Here is a 26990-nt window from a genome sequence, read left to right as displayed (position 1 = left end):
CCTGAACCGACCAACCAACATGATCCCCTCCAAGCAACTCGACATCCAGGACTTCCTGGACACGCGGCCCTTCGCGGGCTTCCAATGGAAGATCCTCCTGCTCTGCTTGACTGTCCTGGTAATGGACGGTTTCGACGTCGTCGCCATGGGCTTCATCGCCCCTGCGCTGATCGTCGACTGGCAGATGCCGCGCGAAGCGCTCGGCCCGGTGCTCAGCATGGGCCTCTTCGGCTTGGCCATTGGCGCATTGAGCGGTGGCCCCCTGTCCGACCGCTTCGGACGTCGCAAGGTCATCATCGCCTCGGTGTTCTTCTTCGGGTTGATGAGTCTGCTGTCGGCCTGGTCGACCAGCGTGGTCATGCTGTCGGCGCTGCGCTTTTTGACAGGGCTGGGCTTGGGCGCCTCGCAGCCGAATGCGGCCACACTGGCCTCCGAATATGCGCCGAAGAAATACCGCGCGCTGATGGTCACCGTCGTCTATTGCGGCTTCACGCTGGGTGCGGCGGGCGGAGGTTTTCTCGCGAGCTGGCTCATCGCCACACACGGCTGGCAGTCCATTCTCGTTGTCGGCGGTGTGGTACCCATCGCTTTCGCCTTCGTGCTGATGGCTGTGTTGCCCGAGTCGGCCAAGTTCCTGGCCGTAAAGCACGGCGGCCGCGACGCGCTGCGGCGCATTGTCAACGACATCGCGCCAAACGCGGCGAACGCATCGACCGAGTACGTGACGGCCGAGCGCATCCATGCTGGTGCGGTGAAGAAGAACGTTATCGGCCTCATCGTCTCGCGCCCGCATGCGGTGGTGACGATGGCGCTGTGGGTCGGCCTTTTCATGAACCTGCTGACGGTCTACTTCCTCAACAGCTGGCTGCCCATCATGGTCAAGGACGACGGCTTCACGCTGGCGGATGCGGCGCTGGTCGGCGCGATGATGCAGGTCGGCGGCACCTTGGGCAACATCTTCATCGGCTGGGAGATGGATCGCTGGAACCCGAGCAAGGTGATGATTGGCACGCTGCTAGGCGCGGCCGTCTTCACAATCTGCCTGGGCAATCTCAGCCCTGGCCTCTACGGCCTGATGGGCTTGTGCTTCATGCTCGGCTTCTGCATCAACGCCTCCAACACGGGCTGGACGGCGATGGCCGCTGCCTACTATCCGACGGAAATGCGTGCCACCGGTACCAGCTGGATGACCGGTATAGGTCGCTTCGGAGCCATTTTTGGCGCAACCATTGGCGCGGTGCTGCTCAGTTTAAATTGGGAGTTCGGCCAGCTCTTCCTGGCACTCACTGTGCCCATTGGCATTGCCGTGCTTGCTGCTTGGGTCAAGGGCCGGCACTCCGGCGGCACGGGAAAAGCCTTACCTGTGACCATCTCCGCCCCTAGTAATAGACGCACCGCATCCGCGCGCTGAGGCCACCATGTCGACACTACCTGTGAGCAGAGTTGGCCTCATCGGCGCCGGCGCCATCGGCCGTGCACACCTTGTTGGCGCGGCCGGCGCTAACGGCGTCGCCATCGTTGGCATTGCCGACCCCAGCCCCGCCGCTCAGGCGCTTGCAGCTGAATTCGGCGTGCCGTGGTTCAGTGACTACCGTGCGTTGATGGACGGCGCGCAGCTCGACGGTGCCGTCATCGCCACGCCCAATGCACTGCATGTTCCGATCGCGCTGGACTTCATTGCTGAGCGCAAGGCGGTGCTCATCGAAAAGCCCATCACTGATACGGTGGAAGAGGGCCTGCAGCTGGCGCACATCGCCCAAGCGGCCGACGTGCCGGTGCTTGTCGGCCATCACCGGCGGCACAACTCGATCGTGCGCGTGGCGCGGGTCATCGTGCAGCAGGGCCGGCTCGGCAAGCTGGTGTCGGCCTCGGTGCTGGCGACCTTCCTCAAGCCCGACAGCTACTACACGCAGGCGTGGCGCCGAACCTTGGGTGCCGGCCCGGTGCTCATCAACCTGATCCACGAGATTGACCTGCTGCGCTTCGTCTGCGGCGAGGTCGAGAGCCTGCAGGCGCTCACGTCGAACGCCGTACGTGGCTTCGAAGTCGAAGACACGGCTGCCGTGCTGTTGCGCCTGAAGAACGGCGCTGTCGCGACGATCACGCTGTCCGACACCGCAGCCGCGCCCTGGGCCTGGGACCTGACTTCAGGCGAAAACCCGGCTTTCGCGAAGGTCCCTGCCAGACTCGCCGACAGCCATTTCATCAGCGGCACTGAGGGCTCACTCACTTTGCCAGGCTTGCGCTTATGGCGCTATGCCGTAGGCGTGGAGAACGCCGCGGAACCGGGCTGGGAAACACCGCTGACTGGCGCCAAGCAACCATTTGATGTCAGCAACCCATACGTCGAGCAGATGCGGCATTTTGGTGCTGTCATTCGCCGTGAAGAGCAACCTCTGGTTGACGCTGTTGATGCGACTCGCACCCTCGAAATAACGCTAGGCGTGCGTGCGGCTGCCCGGGCCGGTACCGCGATCGACTTCAATTGACCATCCGTCCTCTTTTCCAAGCGCTTCTCACGGTCAGCCCAGTAGTTCGATTTCTGGTTGTGCCAGGTAAGCGTGGCCCCAAGCTTTAAATTACCCACAAGTCTGGTGCGTCGGCGGTCCACGGAGTGATAGAGATTTCCGTTATTCCTCGCGAGAAGAATCTACCGACGGAGATAGATGACGAAATTTGTGCGGGTTGATAGTGCCAGCAAGCCATTGGTGAATGGGTCATGGATAGCCGGTGAGGTCGCCGGCTGCGAGTTCCGCGACTCACGATTGGGCAAGAGATTGAGCAGCTTGCTACATCAACTTGGAGGCAGCGTTGGACGCACGATCCCGTTCGCATGCCAGGACTGGGCTAACACCAAGGCTGTGTACCGGTTCCTGTCCAACGTCAATGTTGACGAGCATGCCATTCTTGCTGGGCACTTCCAGGCCACGCGTGATCGGGCCCGGGCGAACTCCGGCCCATTGCTCGTCCTTCAGGACACCACGGAGTTCTCGTACAAGAGGGACAAGGCGGAATTGATCGGCTTCAAGGGAGTAACTCACAGCCGACGCGACGAAGCGGGTTGTCCGCAACCGCACACTGCCTGCGGCGTCTTGATGCACCCGAATCTCGCCGTACGGCGCAGGGGCTGCCTCTAGGCTTGTTTGCCGCCAAGTTACGTGCACACATGAACAAGCGAGCCCCTTAGGGTCAGGGCACCTGGCGCAGGCACAGCGAAGAGCAGAAGCAGGAGTTGGTCGATCACAGTCTGGAACTCGGAGCTTCAGGCGGTGACATTGCACAGGAACATGGCATTGCAGAGTGTGCCGGCCGTGAGGGGGTTCGCGTTGGTGCCAGCGCATGCAGCGTCAGAGCCTTTCACGCCTTGCCTTCAACAAGGATGGCTCGAAACGAAGCGCCACGTTGGCGCACGGGGATTGCGGCCTGGTACTCAGGGCTGCCGTACCAACTCTTCGCTTCGTCCCAGCTCTCGAACTCAAGCACAACCACGCCATCCGCTTCCGGTCCCTCCAGGACTTCCTGCCGCCCGTAGGCGGCATGGAACTTGACGCTTCGTCCAGCGAAAGTCGGTGGCACCAAAGACGAATAGCGTGCGAGAGCGTCCCCGTCGACGCTGGACTCACGGATGAATACTATGTAGGCAGAAGCCATGATGAGTTCCTTTTGTAGTGAGTGGACCTGTGCACAATGTGCGATTTGAGGCGCACATTGTGCCGATCTTCCTTCTCTTGAAAAATCGTCAAATGCCATAAACACTTGTCCGGCCTTCTTTGAAAATGATCCGGCTCGATGACATCCAGATTCTTGTAGAAACGGCAGAGCAGAAAGGTTTTCCGAGGCGACTCGCCAGAGCGACTCCGCTTTCTCCGATTCGATCTACCGGGGACTGCCCAACAGGTCATTCAGCGCGGAAACGACCGCCTGACTACTAGCCGCTAACATCACCTCCCTTTGATGTCTTCACGAAGCATTTATGCTTCGTGCCCTCATGGCAAGACAAGCTGTTAGCGAAGAGCTGTGGCAACAACTACAGGATTTACCGGACGCATGCCCTGATACCTTCTTCAGTGAGTTGGAGCCGGGGCCGCGTCGATCTTTACGCGCAGCAGGCTGTAGGGTTTGTCGCGCAGATCCTTGCCATCATGGAATCCTGCCTGACGTTGAAGTTGATTGACGATGAAGTACAGGTAACCGTCAGGCCCGATCGACAAAGTGTCTGGCCACAAAATCCGGGGATCGTGAACGATGGTATGCCAGCTTCCATCAGCCAATCGTTTGCGGATACTGTTATGTTCGTAATCACCGGCGTACACGGCACCGTTGGCGTCAGCTTCAAGGCCGTCGGAGGCACCTTTTTCACCCAGATCTTTCACCGCTGCCGCCAGTTGGGCCTCGCTGACGTTCGGGTCCCGCAGCAGCGCGGTAGGCACGGAGTAAAGATGGCGACTGGACAAAGGGCAGAAATACAGCGTCTTGCCATCGGCGGACAGCGCAATGCCATCGGATGCAACGGTCAGTGTCTTCGGTCTACCGTCCGGGCCCCTGGTGATGAGCGCTTGCTGCCCCCCCACCACAGGGATGAAATCCGGATCCGGAGAGGTCGATCTAGCACCGCTCAGACGCCGTACGGCTTTGCCGCTGGCGATGTCCATCACGATGATGGCGCCAGGACCGGAGATGGATGAATCGGTGACGTATATCGTGCCTTCCTTGCCGACGCGGAAATCAAAGCGCATGTCGTTCACATAGGTGCTAGGCAGCATCACGTTGGCCGGAAACACCAGGGTTTTGATGACCTTGTTGCGTGCCAGATCCACCGCCACCAATTTCGCGCCGCCTGTCTTCGGAGTCGCAAAGCCGGGTGCTGCGGTATCCAGAAGCCAAACGCGACCCTTGCCATCGGCAACCACGCTCTGCACGCTGATCAAACCTTTGGCGGGATCGTTGGCATCCTCGCGGTTGAACGCGGCATCGGGATATGGAAAGACCCGACCCTCACGGATTTCGCCGACCGTGAACGTCACTTCGTCTCCCCATTTCGGGTAGTTGACGAAGATGCGCCCGTTGTCGGTGACGGTGACTCCGGTGGGCATCGCGTCATGGAAGGTGAACACCTGGTCGATCTGGCCAATGGTTTTATCTGTCGGAGCATTTGCATGCAATGATGTGAATTCGCTGGCGAGGCTGGTCTGGCTTGCTGCTGCAACCGAGAAGGCGAGTGCAGATGCGAAGAAACGAGACTTCATGGCCATGAGTAGGCTCCTAGGCCTGCAGTAACAGGCCGGTTGAATAATTGAAATGGGTGTCAGAAACCTTCGAGAACAATCTCGCCAGTGGCCTTGCCGATTTTGATGAGGACGCCTCGATCGATCAGTCTGGCGTAGTTGCAATAGCGTGCTTGGCGCGTAAAAAAACGCTCGAGGTGTCTGGCGTTAGCTCGGCCGCATATGCTTGCCCTAGAGGTTCCAGGATTGAAGCTTCAGGTGATCCGTTCAAAAGGGGCTTTAGTACATTCAGGAAACTTTGCGATTCCGGCAGCTTCTCGAAGGCTCTAAACGCATCCTTGTTTCGGAAACTTTCGAATGCAACGAAGACATTGGGGTCAGGGGTAGCAAGGACTCGAAAGTCCACGACTTCCGAGCGTTGGCGACTTGCAGCGACGCGATCTTTGATGATCCGAAGGAAGTCAGAACGGCCTTCCGGTCGGATCGGAAGCTTGACGAGCAGGCCGTAGCTAGCCTCATCCAGGGCCGTGGAGACATTAACCGTCGACTGGGCGCCAGCGGCGGACAAAAGGCCCAAGGTCGCAACGACGGCGAGGGACACAGCGCGGGAGAGTGTTTTCTTCATTTGTTTATCCACGTAGATAGATGCAGCCTTTGCATGCCCGGCTTTCACTTCATTACAGAAAACCGGCGTTACGCAGAGCTTCCTCGGCAGCCTCGTGGTCTTGGACCGAGGTTCCGCCGGAGATACCGATGCCACCCACGAGGTGCCCCTCATGCGCGATGGGCACGCCACCACCCACCGGTGTCATGCGTGGATGATGGGCCAGCCCGGCCACGGTGGGGTCTGCCATGTACTGGTTCCATTGATGCGTAGTCACGCCAAACGAGGCAGCCGTCCAGGCCTTGTCAGTGGCAACACCGACGGTGAGAAAAGGAGCCGTATCTGCGCGCTCAAAAGCACGCAGGTGACCTCCTGCATCGGTGATGGCGATGGTCGCAGCGAATCCCCGCGCTGCACAGGCGCGGCGCGCTTCTGCCAGCAACGCTTGTGCGGCTTCCAGGCTGATCGTTGCCGTATTGATAATTTGTGGTGTCACTTGCATGCTTCTTCTCAGTAAGGTTCAAGGGTTGGCGATCACGACTTTGCCGATCATGTTGCCGGCCTCGACCAGCGCATGCGCTTGGATCAGACCGGCGGCGTTGATGCCGTCTATGCGCTGGGTGAGGGTGTGTTTGATATCCCCCCGATCGACCAGTTCGGCCACTCGGCGCAGCAAGGCATGTTGGCGGGTGATCGTGCCGGTGGTGAACATGGCTCGGGTGAACATCAGTTCCCAGTGAATAGAAATGGACTTTCCTTTGAATGGTCCGATATCCAGATCCACCGGGTCGTCGATGAGCGCAAACTGACCCTCGGGCCGCAGCACGGCGGCGATCTGTGGTACATAGGCGGCGCTTTGGTTCAGACCGGCTACATGGGTCACGTGCTGGATGCCGAGCTTGGCCAATTGCGGCGCCCAGGGCTGGCGGTGATCGATCACATGATGCGCGCCATGCTCCAGCACCCAGTCACGGGTTTCTGTCCGCGAAGCCGTGCCGATGACGGTCATGCCCGTTAACGTGCGCGCCAATTGCGTCAGAATGGAGCCGACTCCGCCTGCCGCGCCGATGACCAGCAGTACGTTGTTGTCGGTGGGATCGGCCGCCTGGACTCGCAGACGGTCGAACAACAGCTCCCAGGCGGTGATGGCCGTCAGCGGCAGCGATGCAGCTTCCGCGAAATCCAGCGAGGTCGGCATCGGTCCGACGATGCGCTCGTCCACGGCTTGCAATTCGCTGTTGCTGCCCGCTCGCGTGATGTCACCGGCGTACCACACGCGATCACCTCGCTTGAAGCGCGTAGCCAGTGGCCCTGTGGCGCGGACGATACCCGCGGCGTCCCAACCGAGGATGCGGGCGCCACTCGCTGGAATATCGCCACCGAGCCGGATCTTGGTATCAACTGGGTTGACTGATACCGCTTTGACTTCGACCAGCAGGTCGTGGTCACGGAGTTCCGGCGTCGACACTTCGATGTCTTGCAGGGCCTGCGGGTTGCCGATGGGGTGATTTTGATAGAAGCCTATGGCCTTCATGAGAAAACTCCTGTGAAGATCGGAAGATGAGTGGATCCCAGAGGGCCGTTTGGCTGTCCGGGATGAAAGAACCTCATGCTAATCTTCTTCAATTTGCAGATAAACTCAGTTAGAACCAAAACACTTTCCTTGATTCAATGAAAGTCATCCGACTTGATGATGTTCAGATCTTTGTGAACACTGCAGACGCCGGCAGCTTCTCGGAAGCAGCACGTCAACTGAACATCGCGCCCGGGCTGGCGAGCGCTTCTGTGCAAAGGCTCGAGAAGGCTCTGGATACCCGTTTGTTCACGCGCTCCACCCGCAGCATGCAACTGTCGGAAGCAGGCGAGCGCTACCTGCCGCACGCGCGGATCATGTTGGGCGCGCGGGAGCAAGGTGAGCAGGCCTTGGCTGACGGCCGCTCGGCATTGACCGGCGCGCTGAGGCTATCGATGCCCTCCGACTTCGGACGCAACCTGCTGCTGCCGTGGCTGGACGACTTCCAGCACCAGCACCCAGGTCTGTCGTTGCACCTGAAAATGAGCGACCGCGCCGCCGACCTTATCCGCCAGCCGCTGGATGCCGTCGTGCGCTACGGCACATTGCCCGATTCATCGCTTTTGGCCCTGACTCTGGCCGGCGACAACCGACGTGCGTTGTGCGCCTCACCGGCATACATCGAGCGGCACGGAGCACCGGCCAAGCCCGACGACCTGCGGCGGCACAACTGCCTTCGCTACGTATGGAGCCAACAGGTCCATGAACGCTGGCGCTTTACCTTGCCCGGCGGCGAGCGTACCGTGGCGGTCACGGGCAACCGTGTCAGCGACGATGCCGATGCGGTGCGCCGCTGGGCCATCGCCGGGGAAGGCCTGGTCTACAAATCACGGCTGGACCTCATTGACGATCTGAAGGCGGGACGGCTGGTGGAGTTGTTTCCACCAACGCATTGCGAGCCCGCGCCGTTGCACCTGATCTGTGCCCACCGTTCACAGCTCACGACCGCGATCAACCAATTGCATGGTTTCGTGCGAGAACGTTGCGCCGCGTTGCTGGCCAGTCATCCGCCACAAGGCGAGATTGGATGAATTGACCAAGCCGCACGGTGTGTACCCGAAGCAGATCACCGATCAGAAGCCTATTGCCTGGGCGGATGACGGGTGTGTTTATTGCAGCCACAACCCATCGAAGGCGCCTCGAGTGCCCGCCAACGGCGCGGGCTATCTTGCGCACGTGGCATGCCGATCGCAGCATCAGCGAGTCCAGCGCGGGGCGGTATCTGAGCGAGATCGGGAGCTTCCGCCGACATTGTGTTCAGCGCGGGCTGTGTGAGGTTGTAGCTTCGTGCCCGCCAGCACGTAGCGCCCGAGCGCTGCACCCGGCGGGTCCGGCAGCTTCTCGCTCTGGCCGACCCAGCCAGCCGTCGTGGAGTGTTCGATCACGACGCCTTCGCGGGCGTAAATGCGGCTCTGGCGGTAGAGCGGCTGGTGGTCGCAATACTTGGCCACCAGCGGGCCAGCAGTCCGGGGCCGGTGATGCCACGTGCGATGGGCTGGCTCGGTGGTGCTGTGGCATGGGCCGGCGCCACCGCAGGCCGCTGCGCGCGCCCAGATAGACCATAGTCGCGTGAAACCTCAGTATTCGTTGATGTGCCAGCGCTCTTCACTGGGAGTCGCGACCACCTCGCGCTGACAAGAAGTTCCTACAACTGGAACTCGGTTGTCCTCAAGATTTTCCGCAGTGGAATCTCCGTTTCAACGATCTTGACGTGCCGAATCTTGGTGAGTTGATGCGCTTGGAACTGCTGATAGTCATCGAGATCCGAGGTGGCTACCCGCAGCAAAAAATCGTAGCTTCCTGCCATCAGGTGGCACTCCTGTACCTCGCGCATGTGTTGAATCTCTGACGCAAAGTTCTCGATGGCGTCATGGTCCTTCGTATCTAGCGTCACGCGCACGAAGATTGTCATCTTGAGGCCGATGGCTGCCTGATTCAGCAACGCGACGTATCGCTCTATCACACCCTGGTCTTCAAGCAGCTTGACCCGCCTCAGACATGGAGAGGGCGATAAGCCCACTTGCTTGGCGAGTTCCGCGTTAGGGATGCTCGAATCGCGCTGCAATGCCTGAAGAATCCGTCGGTCAATTGCGTCGAGTTGTCTTGTTGGCATTTTCTGCTTCATAAATGCTGATTGTTGGTTCTCAATGTCAATAACGTCGCTTTTCGTGGGTAATTTCGCCCACAAATGCTATCAAAAAGGACGCAAAATTTCAATCAAAATCAGCGGTGAGATCAACCCTTCCAGCACATCATGAAAACCCTTGCGGTGGACAAATATCGCGTAGCTTATCGATTGGAAGCCCTGCAACCCTTTCCTTTTCTCGCGGTCATTCAAGCGGCGCGACAGATAGAAAAACAAGGCCGAAACGTACTCTATCTTTCGATGGGGAGCCGGACTTCCCGACAGCGGAACACGTGGACATTCAAGCCATCCGACGCGGAGATACACGGTACACAGCGATGGACGGGACGGTGCAGTTGAAAGACGCTTGCTTGCAACCGTCGAGCCTGGAGACGAAGTCATTTTGCCCGCGCGATTCTTTCAGCCTTACGTCTCCGCGATTCGTCTTTGCGGGACCGCTCCCGTCGTTCTCCAAACCCGCGGAGAGGATGGGTTCGCGCCGCGCTGAGCACATCGCAGGCGTACTTACCGACAAGACGCGATGGTTGATTCTGAACTCGCCTTCTAATCCGGCCGGGGCTGTAATCGACGAGGTTGCGTTGGCGGCCATCGCCGTGGTGCTGAGACAGCATTCAGGCGTCCTGGTCTTCTCTGACGAAATCTACGAGTCGATCTATTTTGGTGGTAGGCGACTGTGCAAAATTGTCAACGCCGCGCCTGATTTTTCGGACCGCACAATGATTCTTAACGGGATCTCCAAGGCCTACGCAATGACAGGTTGGCGAATCGGATACCTCGCTGGTCCGGCGCCACTTATTGCCGCGATCTCTCAAGTCACCGCAACTTCCACCTTCACGGCGTCTTCGATTGCGCAAGCCGCCGCCGTGGAGGCGCTCGACGGGCCGCAGGATTCCTTGGCTATCCAAAACGCCGCCTACCGTGTCCGGAGAGATTTGCTGCTGAGCAGCATCAATCGGATTTCGGGGCTGAGCTGCGTGGCACCAGAAGGCGCGTTCTATTTATTTGTCAACTGCTCGCGTGTTCTGGGTAAAAGAATGCGGGATGGGGAAGTAATTAGCAGCGACTTTGAATTGCTCTGTCCGTGTTGAATTTCTCCGGGCTGGCCGTCGTTCAAGGATCTGCTTTCGGTATGCCTGGTTTCATTCGTATTGCATATGCCGCGCCCGAGCAACCTTGACTGATGCTGTTGGGCGCCTAGCGCGTGCGTGTGCCGCGCTGAGTTGACAAGCTACGGGGCCAACTCGGCTCGGTTTTCAATGACCATTTCAATGACGAAAAGTGATCAAACAATAATGACGAACAAAGCTAAAGAGCCGGTCCTGGCAGCGGCTGCCATGCTGGATGTTCTCGTGGATGAAGGGGTATCCTCAATCTTTGGGAATCCAGGGTCAACAGAAATGCCCTTGATGGAGGCCTTAGTGGATCGCAAGGATATTCAGTATGTCCTTGCACTACAGGAGGCTACTGCGATTGGGATGGCCGACGGCTATGCTCAAGCTACAGGGCGCCCTGCGTTTGTCAATCTGCATACCGCTGGGGGGCTAGGCAATGCAATGGGCGCGCTCGTGAATGCGATGAACACGAATACGCCGCTGGTGGTAACAGCCGGGCAACAAGACAGTAGGCATTTGTTCGGCGACCCTTGGCTTAGCGGAAATCTCACGGCAATGGCAACGCCGGTTACCAAGTGGGCATACGAAGTGCGCAGCGCGCGGGAGATCGTTCCGGCACTGCGAAGGGCGTTCCTGATAGCGAATACGTACCCGAAGGGCCCAGTCTTTGTCTCTCTGCCAATGGATTTGTTGGACGAGAAGCTTGAAGGGCCGATCTTGCGACGCAGCGCAGTTCCATTGCCTGCGCCGGGTAATGTCTCAGTTTTGCTGGCTTGGTATCGCGCGCAACGGTCAAAACCTCGGATTGCGATACTCTTGTCGGATGCGGTGGTCCAATCTGGCGCCGTGCTCGATTCGGTCGCGGTGGCAGAGGCGCTGGATGCTGACGTATATGGGACGCCGCTTGCGGGCGGAAACCTTTTTCCCACTAGGCATAGTGCTTGGAAAGGCGTTCTGGCGCCAAACTTCAAGAGCATTCGGGATCAGTTGGGCGGCTACGATGCGGCGCTCATGGTCGGTGACCATGCTCTGCTAGCTTACCCCTACAGTGAGGGCGACCCAATTCCGCCATCGGTTAAGTTCATTCAAATCTCTGCGGTGGCGGCCAAGATCGGACACGACGCTCCCGCCGATATTTCGATCCACGGCGATCCTAAGTTGACGCTGGCCGTCATTGCCAAGGAACTCGGTGCAGGGCGGACGGCTGAAGTGCTTCGAAAATCTAACAGGGATCCGAAGAAGTTTAAATCGGAGGGTATACAAGGTGCTCCCCTGCACCCCAACGTCGCAGTTGAGGCCGTTCTCGCAACGCGCCCGGCAGGAATGCCGATCATTAACGAAGCGCCGTGCACATTTGGAGCGGTCCGTGATCTTTGGCAAACAGACGAAAGCGACCGCTACTATTTTGTTCGTGGAGGCGCACTGGGATTTGGCATGCCGGCAGCCGTCGGAGTTTCGCTGGCAGGCGAGCGCCAGCGGGTGATGTGTTTCATGGGCGATGGGGCGACGATGTATTCGCCACAAGCTCTTTGGTCGGCTGCTCGCTATAAAGCGCCTGTGAAATACATCGTCTTCAACAACCGAAAGTACGACATCTTGATGCGGGTTGCGAAGGAGTTGGGCGGAAAAAATGCGAATTCCGACCGGTTCGTCGGAATGAACATTGATTCTCCGGGTATTGACTTTGACGCTCTTGCACGAAGCGCAAGCCTTCAATACGCCAGTTTTGATACGGTCGACGAGGTGCTGCGGCAACTACCGTCGATCCTCGAGAATGATGAACCGTGGCTGGTCGAGATTCGTGTGACGGGCCTCTGACAAAGATGAGGTGAGACATCTGACGTCGCACCTCCACTTCGCCCCATGTACTGTGTTGCGAACAGAAATCAGTTAGACCCAGTCAAAGAAGGGCTAGTGGCGGACGGACGCTCTCGGGATAACTACGGGGTGCGGCGGAATTCTTAGACTAGTTATGCCGCGAGACCGAGGGTTTTTCGATATTCGACCGGACTGAGAGCGCCGAGAGATATCTTGATGTGCTTCTCGTTGTACCAGCGGATGTATGAGTCCAAGGTCTGGGTGAACTGCTCGATGCTCGATGACTGCCAGTTGCAAGGATAGAGCAGCTCGTTTTTCAACCGACCGAAGAAGCCTTCGCATGCCGCGTTATCAGGAGAGTACCCCTTGCGCTGTTGGCGCCGAAGTAAAACTGAGCCACCGCGCCGACTGAATCGTGAGCCAGGGGTGGAAGCCGACGCAGCAATGGTCGACTGTGGATAAGTGTATGCCTTGCCTTTTTCTGACCTCCTTCGCTTCTGATGATCGAACTCATAGGGCGCGAAGGGCGTAGCCCGTAGCGCCTTGCCACGCGCGGCCGCCGTTAGTCAGTGGCGCCTGTTGGTTCGGCCTTGGTGCCTGCTTTGCGGGTCTGCTCTCGAGCCTTTATGCGCTTCTTCGCCGTGGCGCTGCTGTGCAGGAAGCGATGGCTTTCGTTGCCCGTCTCCACGATGTGGCAGTGATGGGTGAGGCGGTCGAGCAAGGCGGTCGTCATCTTGGCGTCGCCGAACACCGTCGACCATTCAGCGAAGTCCAGATTGGTGGTGATCACCACGCTGGTGTGTTCGTACAGTTTGGACAGCAGGTGGAACAGCAGCGCGCCGCCGGCCTGGCTGAACGGCAGGTAGCCCAGCTCGTCCAGGATCACCAGGTCCATGCGCAGCAGACCACTGGCGATCCGCCCGGCTTTGCCCTGGGCCTTCTCCTGCTCCAGCGCGTTGACCAGATCGACCGTCGAGTAAAACCGCACGCGCTTGCCTTGACGCACGATGCCCGACACCCCAAGGCCGTTGCCAGATGGGTCTTGCCTGTGCCCGGTCCGCCGACCAGCACGGCGTTGTGCGCCGCCTCGGTGAACTCCAGCGTCGCGAGCTGCTGGATCAGCTTCTGGTCCACCGGCGAGGCATCGAAGTCGAAGCCCGCCAGATCTCGGTGCACCGGGAAGCGTGCAGAGGTCATCTGGTACTGGACCGAGCGCATCGCCCGGTCCGTCGACTCGGCCTGCAGCAGATGCTCTACCAGCCAGCGCGAGGCCTCCAGACCCGAGGCCGGCCCTTGCTCATGCAGATCGCACCAGGCAGCGGCCATACCGTGCAGGCGCAATGCCTTGAGCTCAACGGTCACGTCACGCATGGCCCACCTCCTGGCCACGCAGGCTGTCATAGCGCGCCGTGTTGGCCAGCGGCGGCGTTGCGACCTGCAGCGCCGTCTCGGCGCTTGGCGGCGTTGCCGGCGCATTGAGCCGGCCGAGCACGTTGACGACATGCTCCACACTGACGCGCCCGGATGGAGGGCTGTTCTCCATGGCCAATTCGACCGCCACGATCACGGTATCCAGACCGGCGGTTGCCGCAATGGCCAGCACCTGGGCCATCACACGGTCCCCGCCGGCCTGGCGCAGCAGGCCACGGCGCAGGCGTTGCAGCGCCTCGGGCATGTCGGCGAAGGGTGCGCCGTTCCTCAACGCGCCGGGCTTGCGCTGCACGAGCGGGATGTAGTGCTGCCAGTCGTAGCGCGTACCGCCCGAATCGCTCATCCGCTCGTGGCGCGAGACGACCGCATCGTCTGCGACAACCACCACGCTGCCCGGGTACAGCCGCGTGCTGACCATCTGCCCGGCCAGCTCGCACGGCACCGAGTAGCGATTGCGTGCCACCGACACCAGGCAGGTGCTCGACACCCGCGCGGGCTTCTCCACGTAGCCATCGAAGGGCTCAGGCATGGGCATCAGGTGGGGCCGCTCGTGCTCGAGCATCTCGGCCACGCTGAACTGGCTGTGCTCGGGGTGCCGCACCTCGTTCCACAGGGCCCGGCAGCGCTCGCCCAGCCAGGCGTTGAGTTCGATGAAGGAGCCGAAGCGGCGCCGGGCCGCCTCGATCCAGATGCGCCGACGGCTGTCCTGCACGTTCTTCTCCACGCGCCCCTTCTCCCAGCCCGAGGCGACGTTGCAGAAGTCGGGGTCGTACAGGTAGTGCGCGCACATCACGGCGAAGCGGGCATTGACGGTGCGACCCTTACCCTTGTGAACCTTATCGACGGCGGTGCGCATGTTGTCGTAGATCCCGCGGCGCGCCACGCCGCCCAGCGCTGCGAACGATCTCGTGTGGGCGTCGAACAGCATCTCGTGGCCTTGGCTCGGGTATGCCACCAGCCAGAACGCACGGCTCGCACACAGCTTCAGGTGCGACACCTGCATGCGGTAATAGATGCCGCCGACGACCAAGCCCTCTTCGCTCCAATCGAACTGGAAGGCCTCGCCGAGTTCGAAGGCCAGCGGCACGAACGCCGTGACGTTGACTGCCTGGCCCTCGCCTTGGCGCCACGCTCGAACGAAGTCAGTGACGGCCGAGTAACCGCCGCCGTAGCCTGCCGCCTTGATCTCGGCATGCAGCGCACGTGCCGTGCGCCTCTCGTGCTTGGGCCGCCTGGCATCGGCCGTCAACGCCTGCTTCAGCGTTGCCTCGAACGCGCTGAGCTTGTTCGGGCGCGCCTCGCGCCGGTACTTCGGCGCTTCGGCAACCGGCGCGCGCAGCCACTTCGACACCGTGTTGCGCGACAGCCCTGTCACGCGCGCTATCTCGCGCTCCGACAGCTTGTCCCTCACGTGCAGCCGACGGATCCTGCCAATCATGTCCATGGTGATCACTCCTCGAACCCCGCTGCGTAAAAAAACAGCAGGGTAGGTTGAACACCTGGCTCACTTTTACTTCGGCACTACCTACAAAACTGGCTCAGTTTCCGGTCGGCGCCAACAGCCAATCGCCTGGTGGTAGGGGTAGATGTAGTCCAGCTCGCGCAGCATGCCGGCCATCGTGTCGATGGATGTGCGGTCTCTCGCAGCCGCATAGGCTTGGAGGACTTGCCGTGGGCCGCCGCTGTAGGCGGGGCGGACAACGATGTCAATGAGGGTGCGCTCCAGTCCTGTGACGTGCAGTGGATGCACCGGATCCACATGGGGAAATAGCGCGGTCACGACGCCGAGCATTCCAGTCTGCATCCCATTGAGCAGTCGGACCTCCTTGTCCTGAAACGTCGCCACGCTGTTGGACATGCGTGGCGGGCGCTTGAAGGCCGCGTCAATGCGCGCCTGCTCGAGCACCACGGGCTCGTCTCTCAGCCGGGCCACTTGCTCCACGTTGAGGTAAATGGGATTTCAGGTGCCGGCGACCAGCTGGTGGAGCTCCAACGCCGTCTGGTGGCTGAAGTAGGCTTGCGGTTCCAGCGCCAAGAGGGCCGGCAGCGGCGCCGCGTCACCCCAGACGTAGCAGATTTGCGTGCGTGTTGAGAAAGGAAGCTCGAGACGTGAGAACTTCGAGTACGCTGGCAGCAGTTTCAGGAAATCCTTGAAGCTGACGGCGGACAGCCGCCACGGGGCCCGGTGCTCCAAGAAAAGGTTGTTCAGCTCGGTGGCCCGGAATACCTTCTGGGGGCTCCGTTCGAAGTACCGGTGAATCGGCGCCTTCGCTACCTTCATCCAGACTTCGGGTTCCATTGAGGCCTTTCGTGGTGCTAGCCGTGTTGGTAGGAGCGGGTATATATACCCGCTCCTACCAACACGGTATGTAGTTCCTTAGAACTGTATCTCAGCATCATCCGGCACCGTATATACGGTGCCGGATGATGCTAGGGATTGGAACTTTGGACCGTATTTCCTAATAATTGTCTAGAATTCTAGGCATGACGCGTTGAAATGCCTCTTCGAGACCATTAGGGCTAGTTTTCTAGACATTTCCCTATCTATTGCCGGTCCGCTGTCATAAAATCTAGAAATCTAGTCTTTTATGAAACGCGTCAAGTTCATCTCCCCGCCCCCGGACCTGGTCGTGTCGGACAGCAAAGCGTTCGGCGCGTCGATCCGTGCGGCACGCTGCGCGGCCAATATGACGCTAGCCGACGCTGCGCTGCTGCTTGGGGTCGCGCGGCAGACCCTTACCAACCTCGAGACTGCCAAGAGCAGCGTCAGCCTGGACACCGCCCTGCGCGCCGCCCGGGAGTTCGGGGTGTCGATCCTGGCCGTCCCCGGTGGACAACGGGAGGGCGTCCGGCGCGCCCTGGCCAGCTTGAAGCCGGGCGTCGAGGGCACGCCGGACGGCGCGTCGCCCGGCAGGTGAGCCGAAGATGGTGACCTTGGATGTCTGGGTAGGTCACGACCTCGTTGGCGTCCTGGGACACGACCCGAAGGCCAACCAGTTCAGCTTCGACTACGCGGCCGGCTGGCGCGAAGCCGCAGGTCGCTTTCCATTGAGCCCGCAGCTTCCGCTGCAGCGGCCGGCCGGCGAAACCGCCGAACAGCACAGTGCGCAAGTCCGGCAGTTCTTCGAAAACCTGTTGCCCGAAGGCGAGGCGCTGGACCACGCCGCGCAGTCGGCCGGCACCACGCGATCGAACCTGGTGGGGCTGCTGATCGCCCTCGGTCAGGAAACCGCGGGCGCATTGCGCGTTACGCTCACCGATGACAACGCGGCGGTGCCCCCCGACGCTGGCGCCGATCAGCTGCGCGAGATCACGCCCGAGCAGCTCTCCGAACGGATTCGCGAACGTGGGAACCTGCCTTTTTCTGTCTGGGATGGCAAGGTACGCCTGTCCATCGCGGGGTACCAGGACAAGATCGCGGTCTACGAGCGGGAAGGCCGGTGGTACCTGGTCGAAGGCGGCCGGCTGGCCTCTACCGAAATCGTGAAACCGGTGCCGGTGCGGCCTCAGTTGGCCAGCCTGCCGGCGAATGAGCACATGTGCATGCAGCTTGCGCGACGCGTCGGGCTCGAAGTGGCGCCGACGCGGCTGGTGCACGTGCCGGAACCGGTACTGCTGGTGCGCCGGTTCGACCGTGTCGAGGCACCGGACGGAATCCGACGCCTGCATATCGTCGACGGCTGCCAGGCTCTGGGCTTGTCAGTGGCCATGAAGTACGAGCGCGCGTACGGTGACGGTGCGGAAGTCGCCCACCTCCGCGATGGGGTGAGCTTTCCGAAACTCTTCTCGCTGATCGACCAAAGCCCGTTGCCGGCGGTAGATCGGCTCGGCTTGTTGCGCTGGGCCATCTTCCAGGTGTTGATCGGCAACACGGATGCCCACGGCAAGAACGTGTCGTTCTTCTGCGACGAGCGCGGTCTCCGGCTTGCACCGGCGTACGACCTTGTCTGCATGGAAGCCCTCGATGCCGGCTTCGGCGACGCGTACGCGATGGCGTATGGCGATGCGTTCTCGGAGCACGAGTTGAGCCCCTACGAATGGGGCCACTTCGCTTACCAGTGCAAATTGCCGTTCCGGCTGGTGGCCAACGAACTCGACACCCTCGCCGGAAAGGTGCTCGCCGCGATGGACGCGCTGGTGGCAGATAGCCTCCAGCAAGGCGTCCCGGCCGCTGTCGCGCAGCGCGTCAAGGAAGTGATTCTGGGCATCTGCGCCCGCCAGCGGGTGCACACCAAACAGATCTCCCGGGCCAAGCGCGCCGACTACGAGTGAGCTTGGGGGACATCGCGAGTCGCAGTACATGTCAAGCGCAAACACCGTTGTAGCTGCCATGATGGAGCGACGAACCGATCAAGCCCAAGTGCAATGAAGAAAAAATTCAAGAAGGTCACCAATCGCCGCTCGACGGCTCGAGGTCCTGACGAGGCTTTTTCGGCTGGCCCCTTGAAGGTCGCACGCTTCGGCAAGAACGTCATTTGGAAGGCGGACTGGGCCGAAGGCGAGTTCGACCTGATGCAGCAGCGCCTGGCGGCCAGTCACGATGACGTCGTTCGGAGAATAGATGAGTCCGTCGGCGCAATTGTTGAATTGGTTGCAGGCCTTCCTCCGCTAAAGATGCTCCATCGCGCTTGGTGGGAGCGCTCAGCTGCGACATTGGGAATCGACAACGAGTTCGACGTGAAGTCGGAACATGTGCACGCAAGTCGCATGCTCGATTTTGTGCAGAGCGTCGTTGCAGCTGTGGAGCCCGCAGGAAATGTGAAGGCGGAGCTGCCCGACGAAGAGTGGATGAAGCTGCAGGCCCAAGTGGAAAACCTGTTCGACATCTTGAACCGCGAGTACTTCATGGTGGCCACTGCAAAGCGGAAACTCGAAAACCCGCAACTGGACATGGAGTTTGAAGAGTTCCAGTTCAAGTCGCAGGTGTACTGGGCGAACGTAACTGGCGAGCGCTATCAGGTGCACCAGGTACAGGCGCTGAGAGACCTGCTTGAGCATCAGCAGGCAGTCATTGAGCGCATGTATGGCCTGTCAGCGGAACTGCTCTGCGACGAACTGGAGAAAATTTGGAAGTCGCTCACCTTTGGGGTGACAGATTCATTCGAAGCCATGAGGGCTTTCCGCGACAAGGCGTTGGCGGCAGCCGAGACGGATCTCGCCGCTGGCATCGCACCGGTCGAGGGGGATCCAGGGGAGTTCTTGAGGCAGGCGGTTGTTCGAAATGGGCTGCAAGATGAGCAGGAGAGGGCAGTCGGACTTTTCATGCTGTACGACCTGTTCGATGTTGAGAAAATCACAACCCTTCCGGAGGCCTTTCTCCGAGACTTTGCTTGGTCGCCGGGCGAAGACAAGGACTTCCTTGCTGACGGCTCCTTTCGCGGCTGGCCCTTGCGCGTATGGCCGACGTTCAAGCGACCGTTCCTGAAGCTGAATAGTCGGTACTACTGCTTCGATCTATCCACGCTCTTTGACCACTTCTATAGGCAGTTTGAGAAGCGGGTGTTCATGCAAGGGGAGGAGCTCAAGCAGCAGTGGATCACGAAGCGCAAGGAAGTGACCGAGACCCTGCCGTTTAAATACCTTGAAAGAATCCTTCCAGGGTCACGGTGTATTCGCGAGGCGTACTACTGGACGGCCGATGGCGCCGCATCCAAGCGGTTCGAGACCGACGGCCTGGTGATTTTTGACGATCACCTGTTCATCGTCGAAGTCAAGGCGGGCGCGTTTACCTACACGTCTCCGGCTACGGATGTCGATGCGCACGTGCAGTCCCTCAAGAACCTCGTGTCCAGCCCGGCCCAGCAAGGGCTTCGATTCCTCGGCTACCTGAAGTCTGCAGCAGAGGTTACGGTGTTTGACGCTGCGGGTGATGAAGTCGCGCGCTTGCGATTCGGCGACTTCCGCCATGTGAGTGTGTGCGCGGTGACGCTGGATCCCTTCACCGAGCTGGCCGCACAGATTCAGCATCTGCGAAGCGTTGGTGTCGATGTGGGCGCCACTCCAGTTTGGTCCATGGCGATCGACGATCTGAGGGTCTATGCGGACGTGTTTTCGAACCCCTTCGAGTTCTTGCACTATGTTGAACAACGGAAAGAAGCCTTCGGCTCGACCGTCTTGCAGTTGGATGACGAGCTGGACCACCTTGGCCTGTACCTGAAGCACAACCACTATGCCAAACAGGCCGCCGGCCTGTTCCCCAATCGTCAGGCGCACTTGCAGTTTGTCGGCTATCGGGTCGACATCGACAGGTACTTTGGCGCGCGGCTCGCAGAGGAGGTGGACGCTACCCCCTTGCGCCAGGACATGCCAAAAGGCCTGACCGAGGTGCTCGATCTGCTGGAACGAAATGTGAAGGCGGGGGCTTCAGTACTTGCCTCGCATCTGTTGGACATCAGTGGTGACTGGCGCATAAAGGTGTTTGACGGGGTGGCCTCTGAAGTCGCCGTAGCGGCGCAGAAGCAGCCGCGACCAATGTCAACGCACGGGGAAGTTCGACTCACAATTTTTCCGTGGTCGGCCTTGGCGAGCGAGCGGAATGCATCCTTGGCACAGGATCATGCGAAGGCCCTGCTGTTGCTGAATGGTGAAATCGATCGAACACTGCTTGAACTGAGTTACGGCGATGATGGCCGACTGGTCGACGCCGAATGGCGGACACTCACCCGGGCCGACATTGCTGAGGACGAACTGCCCCGTTTGTCGGGCATCGCCGCCCGGCTGCGCGCCAATCGCATCGAAAAGGCGAGTAGCGGCGGATCAAGAATCGGTCGTAACGACTCTTGCCCTTGCGGAAGTGGCCGAAAGTTCAAGAAATGCTGCTTGCTCGACCATTGATCTGTTCGATCGGGCGATCCAACGCCTTTGACCAGATGGCGGCGACATCCTCGGCCGTCAACATGTCGGGGCCAACGTGCGAATCGTGTCACATCTTATCGGCCGCTCAGTTCACCCAATTTCTCAGCTCGGGGATGTACGGTTGTGGCGAGCCATCATACGAAGGGTGAGCAGCAAGGCGCCGTTGTTCCAATTCCTCCAACAATCCTCGACCGTCGATACCGTGCCGCCGTAGCGCCGCGGCTGCGTGTTCGAAAGTCGCCGAATGCAAAGGGGGAGTGGTTTCGATGATCTTCCGCAGCAATTTGATCATGGCGTCATTTAGCATGACTCGAACCTCGTGACCAGGTGGCGGCGCTATCTCGGACGCATCGTCAAGCTGGGCCAAGAATTTATAGACGTTCAGATCGCCGGGGAACTCAGCAAGAAATTCGTTGCGATACTCCTGCGGGATCCACTGCTTGACCTCGAAGAGGCCGTCAAGAACGCGCGGCGCGGCAAGGGCCATCCGCTTGAGCCATTCAGTGCGCACCGCGACATCCGGAGCAACCTCGAACAATGCTTCCCATGCTTTGGGCATGAAGTCGCCTGTTGTTCTGAGCTTTCGTGACATCATCAGCTCAAACAGGCGGAGGGCGTTTGGCGTCCCCAAGGATCGTATAAGTCGCGCAGAACGCGCCCCGTCGCCGATTGCCAGATGCTCCCACGCGACCTCGAACAGCTCGTGTGTCGGAGATAGGGCGACCGCTTCAACGACTGGATCCCAGATTTCCCCTCGATTCCCGTGCGCCCCTATCGAATAAAGCGTGGGGTGGCCGCCCGTGTAGATGAGCAAGCATGCATTCAGCAGCTCGGGCTCTAGGGAAGACAAGATGGCTGCAGGCCCCTCGCTTAAGGAGAATCGCGCAGGCAGGATGGTCTTTGCGAGTTGTTCAGGAACCTCCTCGCGCGTTAAAACTGCCGCAGATAACCAAACCGAGTCGGCAGCTTCGGCGGCCAAGTGCCGTTGGAACTCCTGGCGTTCATCGCCCCTGAGGTGCGGCCAAAGATCGGTGAGATCTGCGACAACGCGGATTCGAGTTGCCGTTCCCCCAAGCTGCAAGAATTTGAGAAGACGTGCTTCCCGAAGATGTGGAGACTTTTTGGTTCCTTCAACAAGAACAACCGTACAGCCAAGAAGATAGTCAGATGCGGACCTAGCACTCGGTAGCGCTTCCAAGTATTCGATCCACCGGTCGGCAATCGATAGGAGTGCATCCACCGGGATGTGCTTTGAGGCGGTGCGCACCACATCGTACAGCCGTGCATCATGCAACGCTGTTCCCGGGGGCAGCATTTGCAACACGAGCGGCATCAACGAACCAAACAATTCCCACGGCGGACGCTCTCCATATTCGGCACGCCCGAACAGAACCATCTGGTCGACTAGCGACGCGGCCCCCGTCGGGGAGCTGGCCAACCTGAGTAAGCCGAGCTTCAGCAACTCTCTGCGGGCTACGTCGCACTCCCACCATGCAATCACTACCGATCGGTAGACTGCACGCACGACGGCAGGGTGGTCATCTCCGAAAATCCGCCTGAGGATGACTTCGTCATCCTCTCGAGGAATGCGTAGCCAAGCTGCTGCGGTCGGGGCGCGAATTAGCCCAACATCAAAGCTCAGTAGCCTTGAAACAGCCTGTGCACTCAACTTCTTCGGATGTGATTCGTAGTGCGGCAAGGCAAGCGCCGCTTCCTGCGGTGTGATCGGCGCCGCGTCTGTGCTGTTCAGCACCGCGACTACTGCGCGAACTGAAGCATCGTTCGGACTCGGGCGCGCAAGGTCGAGCTCGAGAACGTCCGACAAAGCATTTGCCTGTGGGATACGTGGTTCGCCGCGAAACCAGCCCACTTCTGAAGCAGCGAACGCAGTGACCGCGTTTACCCACTGGGTGACCTCAGCCTGTTCATTGACTGGAAGGCTGGCAAGGACGCTACTCAGAAAAGCGAAGCAGGCGTCTCGCGTGACCGGAAAGATCGATTTGAGACCAGCTTTTGCCGCTTCGACTAATGCGGTTCGTACAGGAGCACGTTCTGCCGAAGAGCTGTACAGCCAATGAAGGTTCGCCGCGGCGGCGGAAGCTGTGACCGATGACAAACTAAAAATGGCACGCTCGACATGCGTCACGAGTCTGTGACCGGCTGCGATGGTTGGAGCATCCAAGAGGGACTCCGCGCCTGCGCGGTAGAAAGAATGCGAAAAGCCCAGTGTGTCTGTTCCGATTTCCTCGATGATGCGACGCAACTCCAAGAGTTCAAGTGCTCGCAATTCCGCCTCGGTGGGACTGGGATCGGGACCGTAGCGAGGTTCTGGCGAGCTTGGGGGCGGCCCGCCGCCGAATGACACCATCGTTCCGTTAACGTTGGACTCACCCGGCCGTGCAGGTCCGCCGTGGCCCATAACAAACGCGAGCTCCGTCAAATGAATGGGACGCTGAGGCGTCGTGGCCACAGCAAGGGCTTCGAGCAACGCTGTGAATCCTTCTGCCGCCAACGCTCGACCGAATGAACTCGCATTCTGAGGCCAAGCCGTTCGACGTCAGCCAAGCGCGCGTCTGGTGGCAGCGACTCGTAGTTGTAAGCGAGGTGTACCAGGCAGCCCGGCTCAAGCGCGAGATCGCCTTCGCTCAGTGCATGCGCTACCAAGCTCGCAAGCCCTTCGGGGATCTTGCGGCGCAGGCATAGGCCTCGCCAAATTTCCGCGAGGTGCTGTTGAGACAGGGGATCTAGCTGTACCCACGCGAGCCCTCCCGTCCTGAGTTTGGCAAGCGAAGCGCCGCGTACTACCTCCGAAAGACGGTCTTCGGATTGCGCCACGATGATTCGGCGGTGCACAGACAGGTCGCAAATGAGTCGATCGAGTGACTCCATCTCTCGCAGAGCCGACGGCACGCTGTGGGCGCCGCCAAACGGATCGTCGACGACGGCCACCCGAGGCTGGTCGACCGGCTCTAGCAGAAATCGCTGGGCAGCGTCAACACTGCTGGTGACAAGAACGGCAAACCCCTGGTCCTGCAAGGCCGCCGCGACATACCTCGCGGTCGATGTCTTTCCAACACGCGGTCGACCAGCCAATAGCAACGCCTTCTCCCCGGCGAGACGGGCCTTTAGCGCCTCTTCATCGCCCCGGCGCACATAGTCGGGGGGCCGTAAACTAGTCTGAGCCTTGGCCGCATTGATTGCCGCACGCACAAGAGGAAGTATGTCCTTGCCCGTTCCTTTGTGGTCAACGACGATCTTCTGGATTCTCCTCAAGGTGTCTTCAAGTCGATCGGGTACAACCTGATGCCTTTTGAGCAGAAGGCCTTCGGCTTTTCCTGTCACATCGGCTTCAAGTGAACGCTCCACAATCAGTACTTGGTGCAGCGCTTCCTGCAGGGATCGCTCTTTGAGCGAATCCAGGTACGTCTTCAACGCAGCTCGGCGCTTGTCTTCAAGACTGTCGTCGCCAGCGCCCCCCGCCGTCCAACGGTAGAGAGCCGCCTTCATTTCCGCCGCATGCGCTTTCTTAAGCGACCCGGCGGCTCTTCGTCCCACCTGATCGGAAAAAGGCACCACATATGCGGACGCTGCGTCGTCGCACCTCCCGCTCGCAGTGAACAGCACAATTCTCTGGCGGTCAGTGACCAGCCGTTCAAGCAAAGAGCCTGATAACGCGTAAGGAGGGAAGTGGGCCAGCCAATCCGCGACCCTGTCAAGTGTGACAGTGCCCTCGGCGCCCTTCACCTGAACTTCAACGTGTAAGACCGCTCCGTTGGCCAAGAATTCAAGCTCGGCATCCTCCCCCCCGCGAGTCTCGATCGTGAGCGTGGAGGATTCGGCTTCTGCGTAGAGAACCGCGACCAAGACACACGTGAGGTCCTGTAGGAGATACTTCTTGGGACCGACAATCTCAATAGACATGCGGGATTCTCGCGGAATTGGCGTCGGACCGCGCGGGCCGCGGCTTCAACGTCAATGCCGACTCGCCCCCGTTCTGGCGCAAGGCGTTGTTATGTTCTCCGTGCGAATCTAGCTCTACGCGTGGCTGCCTGCGCCGCTCGTGGTTCCCATCTGGCGTCATATCCCTCCCCGCTCAAGCGTGCAAGCTTAATTGAACTTTAAGTTCGACGGAGAGGGATCGTCTCACTCGTGGGCTACCGGTCAGGTCATGACGGTTTAGATGCATGAGCGAGTGTGGTGAGCCCCGTGAATCTTGAGGGCACGTAGCGAGGGCCGCGTGCTGTCGCCCTTGCCCGGTTCGAATGTCCGACGTCAGCTTGCGGCTTTGCAGGGGCTGCCGAGGTGGTCTTCACAGAGTCGACGAATGCCCGCATGGGTCCTGGCAGGTGGCAGCTCGCTCTCTGCGGGTCCAATGAGCGTCCGCGGTTGGGCCACGGGCGGAAGAAATACACTTGGCTATGCGCCGTTTCAATTCCAACGAACTGATTGCCATTGCGGCCCCGCCACTGGACGACGATGGACGGTGGTTCAGAGGTGCTGAGAGCTCAGTCGAATTTCTTCGAATCAATGCGCTGGCCGACGAAATTGTGATCTTTGCCGCCGCCCCGATGGCGTTGATCGTCGGCGTGCTCGCGCCGCTGGAGAACTTGACCACATCCGAGGCAGAGGGCCTGCAGAATGCGATCATATTTACGGACGCGAGCTGGAAAACCCAGAAATCGTGGAGCAGCGAAGGACATCGTGTCTATTTGGAGCCACCATTTCCCGGAACGAGTGGTCGGTCCCTCGCGGGTGGGGAGCCGCTCGTGCATCGACGCTCTTTTCGTGGAGTGCAGACGGGGCGAGCGCGCATTGAGCTGAGCGAGAAGCTCATCCACTGCCTGGACGTGCACTACGTGCCCGAGCGCAGCGCCTACTGCCGGTTGGACAAGAACGGTGACATCGAGGACGTGATCCGCGTCATTGCGCCGCAGGTTCCGGGTTCTGACGAACCGTGCGAGCTCGTGACCATCCTTCGCAGGGACCTTGATGCGTACATGGCGCTGGCCGGCATGGCACTTGTGCTGAAATTTGACTTCACGCGCACCGAGCCGAGCGCGTTCAACGGATGGAACGATGGGCAACGATTCAACCGGAATGAACAGGACCTGTTCTTCCACGGCGGTGGAACGGCCAATGCGAGCTACGTGAACGGCGCGATGATCGTGCGCCCCCAAGTCACCGTTGACACTCTGGAGGACGAGTGGCGCAGGGAGTTCAGCGGAGATGAAGAGAAGTCGTACGCCACTTTCAAGATCCATGACCGCAAGAACGATCGCGACGTGGAAACCTCGTGCAGCCCGAAACACATCGTCAGCTATTTCGAAAAGAGTGACCTGCCGTGGCAAATCTCTCCGGCGTTCTTTCGTCCGGAGGTGTTGCATCGCTTCAAGGCGGACCCGGAAAAGTACTCCCTTGAGGAACGGAGCATCACCTGCCGCGGCGGCTGGTACCTCAAGACGTATGACATCAACGAGGCCGGGCAGGTGCATACCTACATCGGCTATCTTGCCGATCTTCCGTACGAAGAGCAGATGTACTGGGCGACCTTCAATGAGTGGCCAAAGGGCCCCATCTCGGCGCGTGCCCACAAGACGGACATCCTCGGCGAGTGGCAGACCGACTATGACCCGCTCATGTCCTTGAAGTCGAAGGTCCGCAACCTTGATGAGACTCGACCGGCATGGTGGAGCCCGCGAGGTACCGCCGTCGTCGACGCGGTGCTTGCGCCGGCGACGGATTCCCCGAAGGAATGGGCGGACGAGATTCTCGCGCTGGACCAACTGGTGGTCGAGGGGTTCGTCGTTACGCCGCTTCGTGCGATCGCTCGAAAGCTCGGGCGCAGCCCTAACGACTCCTGGGCCTCTCTGCGGGTCTTGGGCGAGATCCTCGTGGGTAAGGGCTTGACGCCGCAGCAGGCAAAAGAGCGAATGGCACCCCTGGCGAAACTGCATGCATTGCGCACCGAGATCCGTGGCCACGCTACGTCTGCCAAGAAGGAAATCGCCATCCGCGAGGCGCGCACTGAACACGGGAACTTCCGCGCACACTTCTATGATCTTGCCGCCAAGTGCGACGAAACGCTGGGCGCGTTGCTCGAAGTCCTGCAACACGACAACGGCGGCGCCAAAGCGGTTTAGCTATCCAGCTGGGTATTCCGGAGCATCGTGACCGTCAATTCCGGACGAACGTGACCGAGCATTCCGCACGAACGTGACCGGTGATT

At 60.0% G+C, this 26990-nt stretch carries 22 protein-coding genes and 3 pseudogenes; 10 read left to right on the top strand and 15 right to left on the bottom strand.

Going from position 1 to position 26990, the window contains the following annotated elements; genetic code table 11:
- Positions 1-19 precede the first annotated feature (19 nt).
- The 3 genes from AC3A6J_RS26555 to AC3A6J_RS26545 all read left to right on the top strand — a co-directional run bounded on the left by AC3A6J_RS26555 (position 20) and on the right by AC3A6J_RS26545 (position 3137).
- On the top strand, positions 20-1411 hold the full coding sequence (locus AC3A6J_RS26555) for an MFS transporter (protein ID WP_487863004.1): 1392 nt from the start codon (positions 20-22) through the stop codon (positions 1409-1411).
- Between the two features lie 7 nt (positions 1412-1418).
- Complete coding sequence (locus tag AC3A6J_RS26550; protein WP_487863003.1) at positions 1419-2489, top strand: Gfo/Idh/MocA family protein; 1071 nt, start codon at positions 1419-1421, stop codon at positions 2487-2489.
- Positions 2490-2666: 177 nt separating this feature from the next.
- A complete protein-coding gene (locus AC3A6J_RS26545) occupies positions 2667-3137 on the top strand; it encodes an IS4/Tn5 family transposase DNA-binding protein (protein WP_487863002.1) in 471 nt (156 codons plus the stop codon).
- 220 nt (positions 3138-3357) lie between these two features.
- Here AC3A6J_RS26545 and AC3A6J_RS26540 read toward each other — a convergent pair whose 3' ends face one another.
- The 5 genes from AC3A6J_RS26540 to AC3A6J_RS26520 all read right to left on the bottom strand — a co-directional run bounded on the left by AC3A6J_RS26540 (position 3358) and on the right by AC3A6J_RS26520 (position 7363).
- Complete coding sequence (locus AC3A6J_RS26540; RefSeq protein ID WP_487863001.1) at positions 3358-3651, bottom strand: DUF1330 domain-containing protein; 294 nt, start codon at positions 3649-3651, stop codon at positions 3358-3360.
- Positions 3652-4064: 413 nt separating this feature from the next.
- Complete coding sequence (locus tag AC3A6J_RS26535) at positions 4065-5252, bottom strand: L-dopachrome tautomerase-related protein (RefSeq protein WP_487863000.1); 1188 nt, start codon at positions 5250-5252, stop codon at positions 4065-4067.
- Positions 5253-5370: 118 nt separating this feature from the next.
- A complete protein-coding gene (locus tag AC3A6J_RS26530; protein WP_487862999.1) occupies positions 5371-5850 on the bottom strand; it encodes a putative quinol monooxygenase in 480 nt (159 codons plus the stop codon).
- A gap of 52 nt (positions 5851-5902) precedes the next feature.
- The gene (locus tag AC3A6J_RS26525; RefSeq protein ID WP_487862998.1) at positions 5903-6331 is read right to left on the bottom strand and encodes a GlcG/HbpS family heme-binding protein; all 429 of its coding nucleotides are present in this window, start codon (positions 6329-6331) and stop codon (positions 5903-5905) included.
- A gap of 18 nt (positions 6332-6349) precedes the next feature.
- Positions 6350-7363 carry a zinc-binding alcohol dehydrogenase family protein gene (locus AC3A6J_RS26520; protein ID WP_487862997.1) on the bottom strand — a complete coding sequence of 338 codons (1014 nt, stop codon included), beginning with the start codon at positions 7361-7363 and terminating at the stop codon, positions 6350-6352.
- Positions 7364-7500: 137 nt separating this feature from the next.
- On the opposite strand from AC3A6J_RS26520, the gene AC3A6J_RS26515 reads away from it, so the two are divergent.
- Positions 7501-8433 carry a LysR family transcriptional regulator gene (locus AC3A6J_RS26515; protein WP_487862996.1) on the top strand — a complete coding sequence of 311 codons (933 nt, stop codon included), beginning with the start codon at positions 7501-7503 and terminating at the stop codon, positions 8431-8433.
- Between the two features lie 311 nt (positions 8434-8744).
- On the opposite strand, the pseudogene AC3A6J_RS26510 reads toward AC3A6J_RS26515, so the two are convergent.
- From AC3A6J_RS26510 to AC3A6J_RS26500, 3 genes and pseudogenes are all read right to left on the bottom strand, one after another.
- Positions 8745-8906 (bottom strand): annotated as a pseudogene (locus tag AC3A6J_RS26510) (IS66 family transposase); the annotation flags it as partial.
- A 141-nt stretch (positions 8907-9047) separates the two neighbouring features.
- Positions 9048-9515, bottom strand: coding sequence for an Lrp/AsnC family transcriptional regulator (locus AC3A6J_RS26505; protein WP_487863047.1), 468 nt, complete (start codon positions 9513-9515; stop codon positions 9048-9050).
- 81 nt (positions 9516-9596) lie between these two features.
- Entirely contained in the window at positions 9597-9929 is a 333-nt protein-coding gene (locus AC3A6J_RS26500) for a hypothetical protein (RefSeq protein WP_487862995.1), read from the bottom strand.
- A gap of 86 nt (positions 9930-10015) precedes the next feature.
- Here AC3A6J_RS26500 and AC3A6J_RS26495 point away from each other — a divergent pair, with 86 nt between their 5' ends.
- Positions 10016-10636, top strand: coding sequence for an aminotransferase class I/II-fold pyridoxal phosphate-dependent enzyme (locus AC3A6J_RS26495; RefSeq protein ID WP_487862994.1), 621 nt, complete (start codon positions 10016-10018; stop codon positions 10634-10636).
- A 204-nt stretch (positions 10637-10840) separates the two neighbouring features.
- The gene (locus AC3A6J_RS26490; RefSeq protein WP_487862993.1) at positions 10841-12478 is read left to right on the top strand and encodes a thiamine pyrophosphate-binding protein; all 1638 of its coding nucleotides are present in this window, start codon (positions 10841-10843) and stop codon (positions 12476-12478) included.
- 152 nt (positions 12479-12630) lie between these two features.
- Here the strand turns inward: AC3A6J_RS26490 and AC3A6J_RS26485 are convergent.
- From AC3A6J_RS26485 to AC3A6J_RS26465, 5 genes and pseudogenes are all read right to left on the bottom strand, one after another.
- Positions 12631-12867, bottom strand: a pseudogene (locus AC3A6J_RS26485) (IS3 family transposase); the annotation flags it as partial.
- Positions 12868-13040: 173 nt separating this feature from the next.
- Positions 13041-13849: pseudogene (gene istB / locus AC3A6J_RS26480) on the bottom strand (IS21-like element helper ATPase IstB).
- The gene (istA, locus tag AC3A6J_RS26475) at positions 13842-15353 is read right to left on the bottom strand and encodes an IS21 family transposase (protein ID WP_487862992.1); all 1512 of its coding nucleotides are present in this window, start codon (positions 15351-15353) and stop codon (positions 13842-13844) included. Before istA ends, istB begins: the two are co-directional and overlap by 8 nt.
- An 81-nt stretch (positions 15354-15434) precedes the next feature.
- Positions 15435-15818 (bottom strand): hypothetical protein, encoded by a 384-nt coding sequence (locus AC3A6J_RS26470; protein ID WP_487862991.1) that lies wholly within the window; start codon positions 15816-15818, stop codon positions 15435-15437.
- Between the two features lie 51 nt (positions 15819-15869).
- Complete coding sequence (locus tag AC3A6J_RS26465; protein WP_487862990.1) at positions 15870-16208, bottom strand: hypothetical protein; 339 nt, start codon at positions 16206-16208, stop codon at positions 15870-15872.
- Positions 16209-16497: 289 nt separating this feature from the next.
- Between AC3A6J_RS26465 and AC3A6J_RS26460 the strand changes: the two genes are divergently transcribed.
- The 3 genes from AC3A6J_RS26460 (at position 16498) to AC3A6J_RS26450 (ending at position 20743) form a co-directional block, all read left to right on the top strand.
- Complete coding sequence (locus AC3A6J_RS26460; protein ID WP_487862989.1) at positions 16498-16827, top strand: helix-turn-helix transcriptional regulator; 330 nt, start codon at positions 16498-16500, stop codon at positions 16825-16827.
- A gap of 7 nt (positions 16828-16834) precedes the next feature.
- Positions 16835-18181 carry a HipA domain-containing protein gene (locus AC3A6J_RS26455; RefSeq protein ID WP_487862988.1) on the top strand — a complete coding sequence of 449 codons (1347 nt, stop codon included), beginning with the start codon at positions 16835-16837 and terminating at the stop codon, positions 18179-18181.
- A 93-nt stretch (positions 18182-18274) separates the two neighbouring features.
- A complete protein-coding gene (locus AC3A6J_RS26450; RefSeq protein WP_487862987.1) occupies positions 18275-20743 on the top strand; it encodes a YecA family protein in 2469 nt (822 codons plus the stop codon).
- Positions 20744-20849: 106 nt separating this feature from the next.
- On the opposite strand, the gene AC3A6J_RS26445 is transcribed toward AC3A6J_RS26450, so the two are convergent.
- Together AC3A6J_RS26445 and AC3A6J_RS26440 are read right to left on the bottom strand one after the other, a co-directional pair.
- Positions 20850-23252, bottom strand: a complete 2403-nt coding sequence (locus AC3A6J_RS26445; protein WP_487862986.1) for a hypothetical protein — start codon at positions 23250-23252, stop codon at positions 20850-20852.
- Positions 23201-24685, bottom strand: coding sequence for an nSTAND3 domain-containing NTPase (locus AC3A6J_RS26440; protein ID WP_487862985.1), 1485 nt, complete (start codon positions 24683-24685; stop codon positions 23201-23203). The genes AC3A6J_RS26445 and AC3A6J_RS26440 overlap by 52 nt, the downstream gene beginning before the upstream one ends.
- Positions 24686-25182: 497 nt before the next feature.
- Here AC3A6J_RS26440 and AC3A6J_RS26435 point away from each other — a divergent pair, with 497 nt between their 5' ends.
- Positions 25183-26904, top strand: coding sequence for a hypothetical protein (locus tag AC3A6J_RS26435; protein WP_487862984.1), 1722 nt, complete (start codon positions 25183-25185; stop codon positions 26902-26904).
- Positions 26905-26990 lie beyond the last annotated feature (86 nt).

Source organism: Variovorax sp. Soil_C_39, from assembly GCF_057656815.1.
Note: the sequence above shows the minus strand (reverse complement) of the source record. Positions and strands in the feature narration are given on the sequence as shown.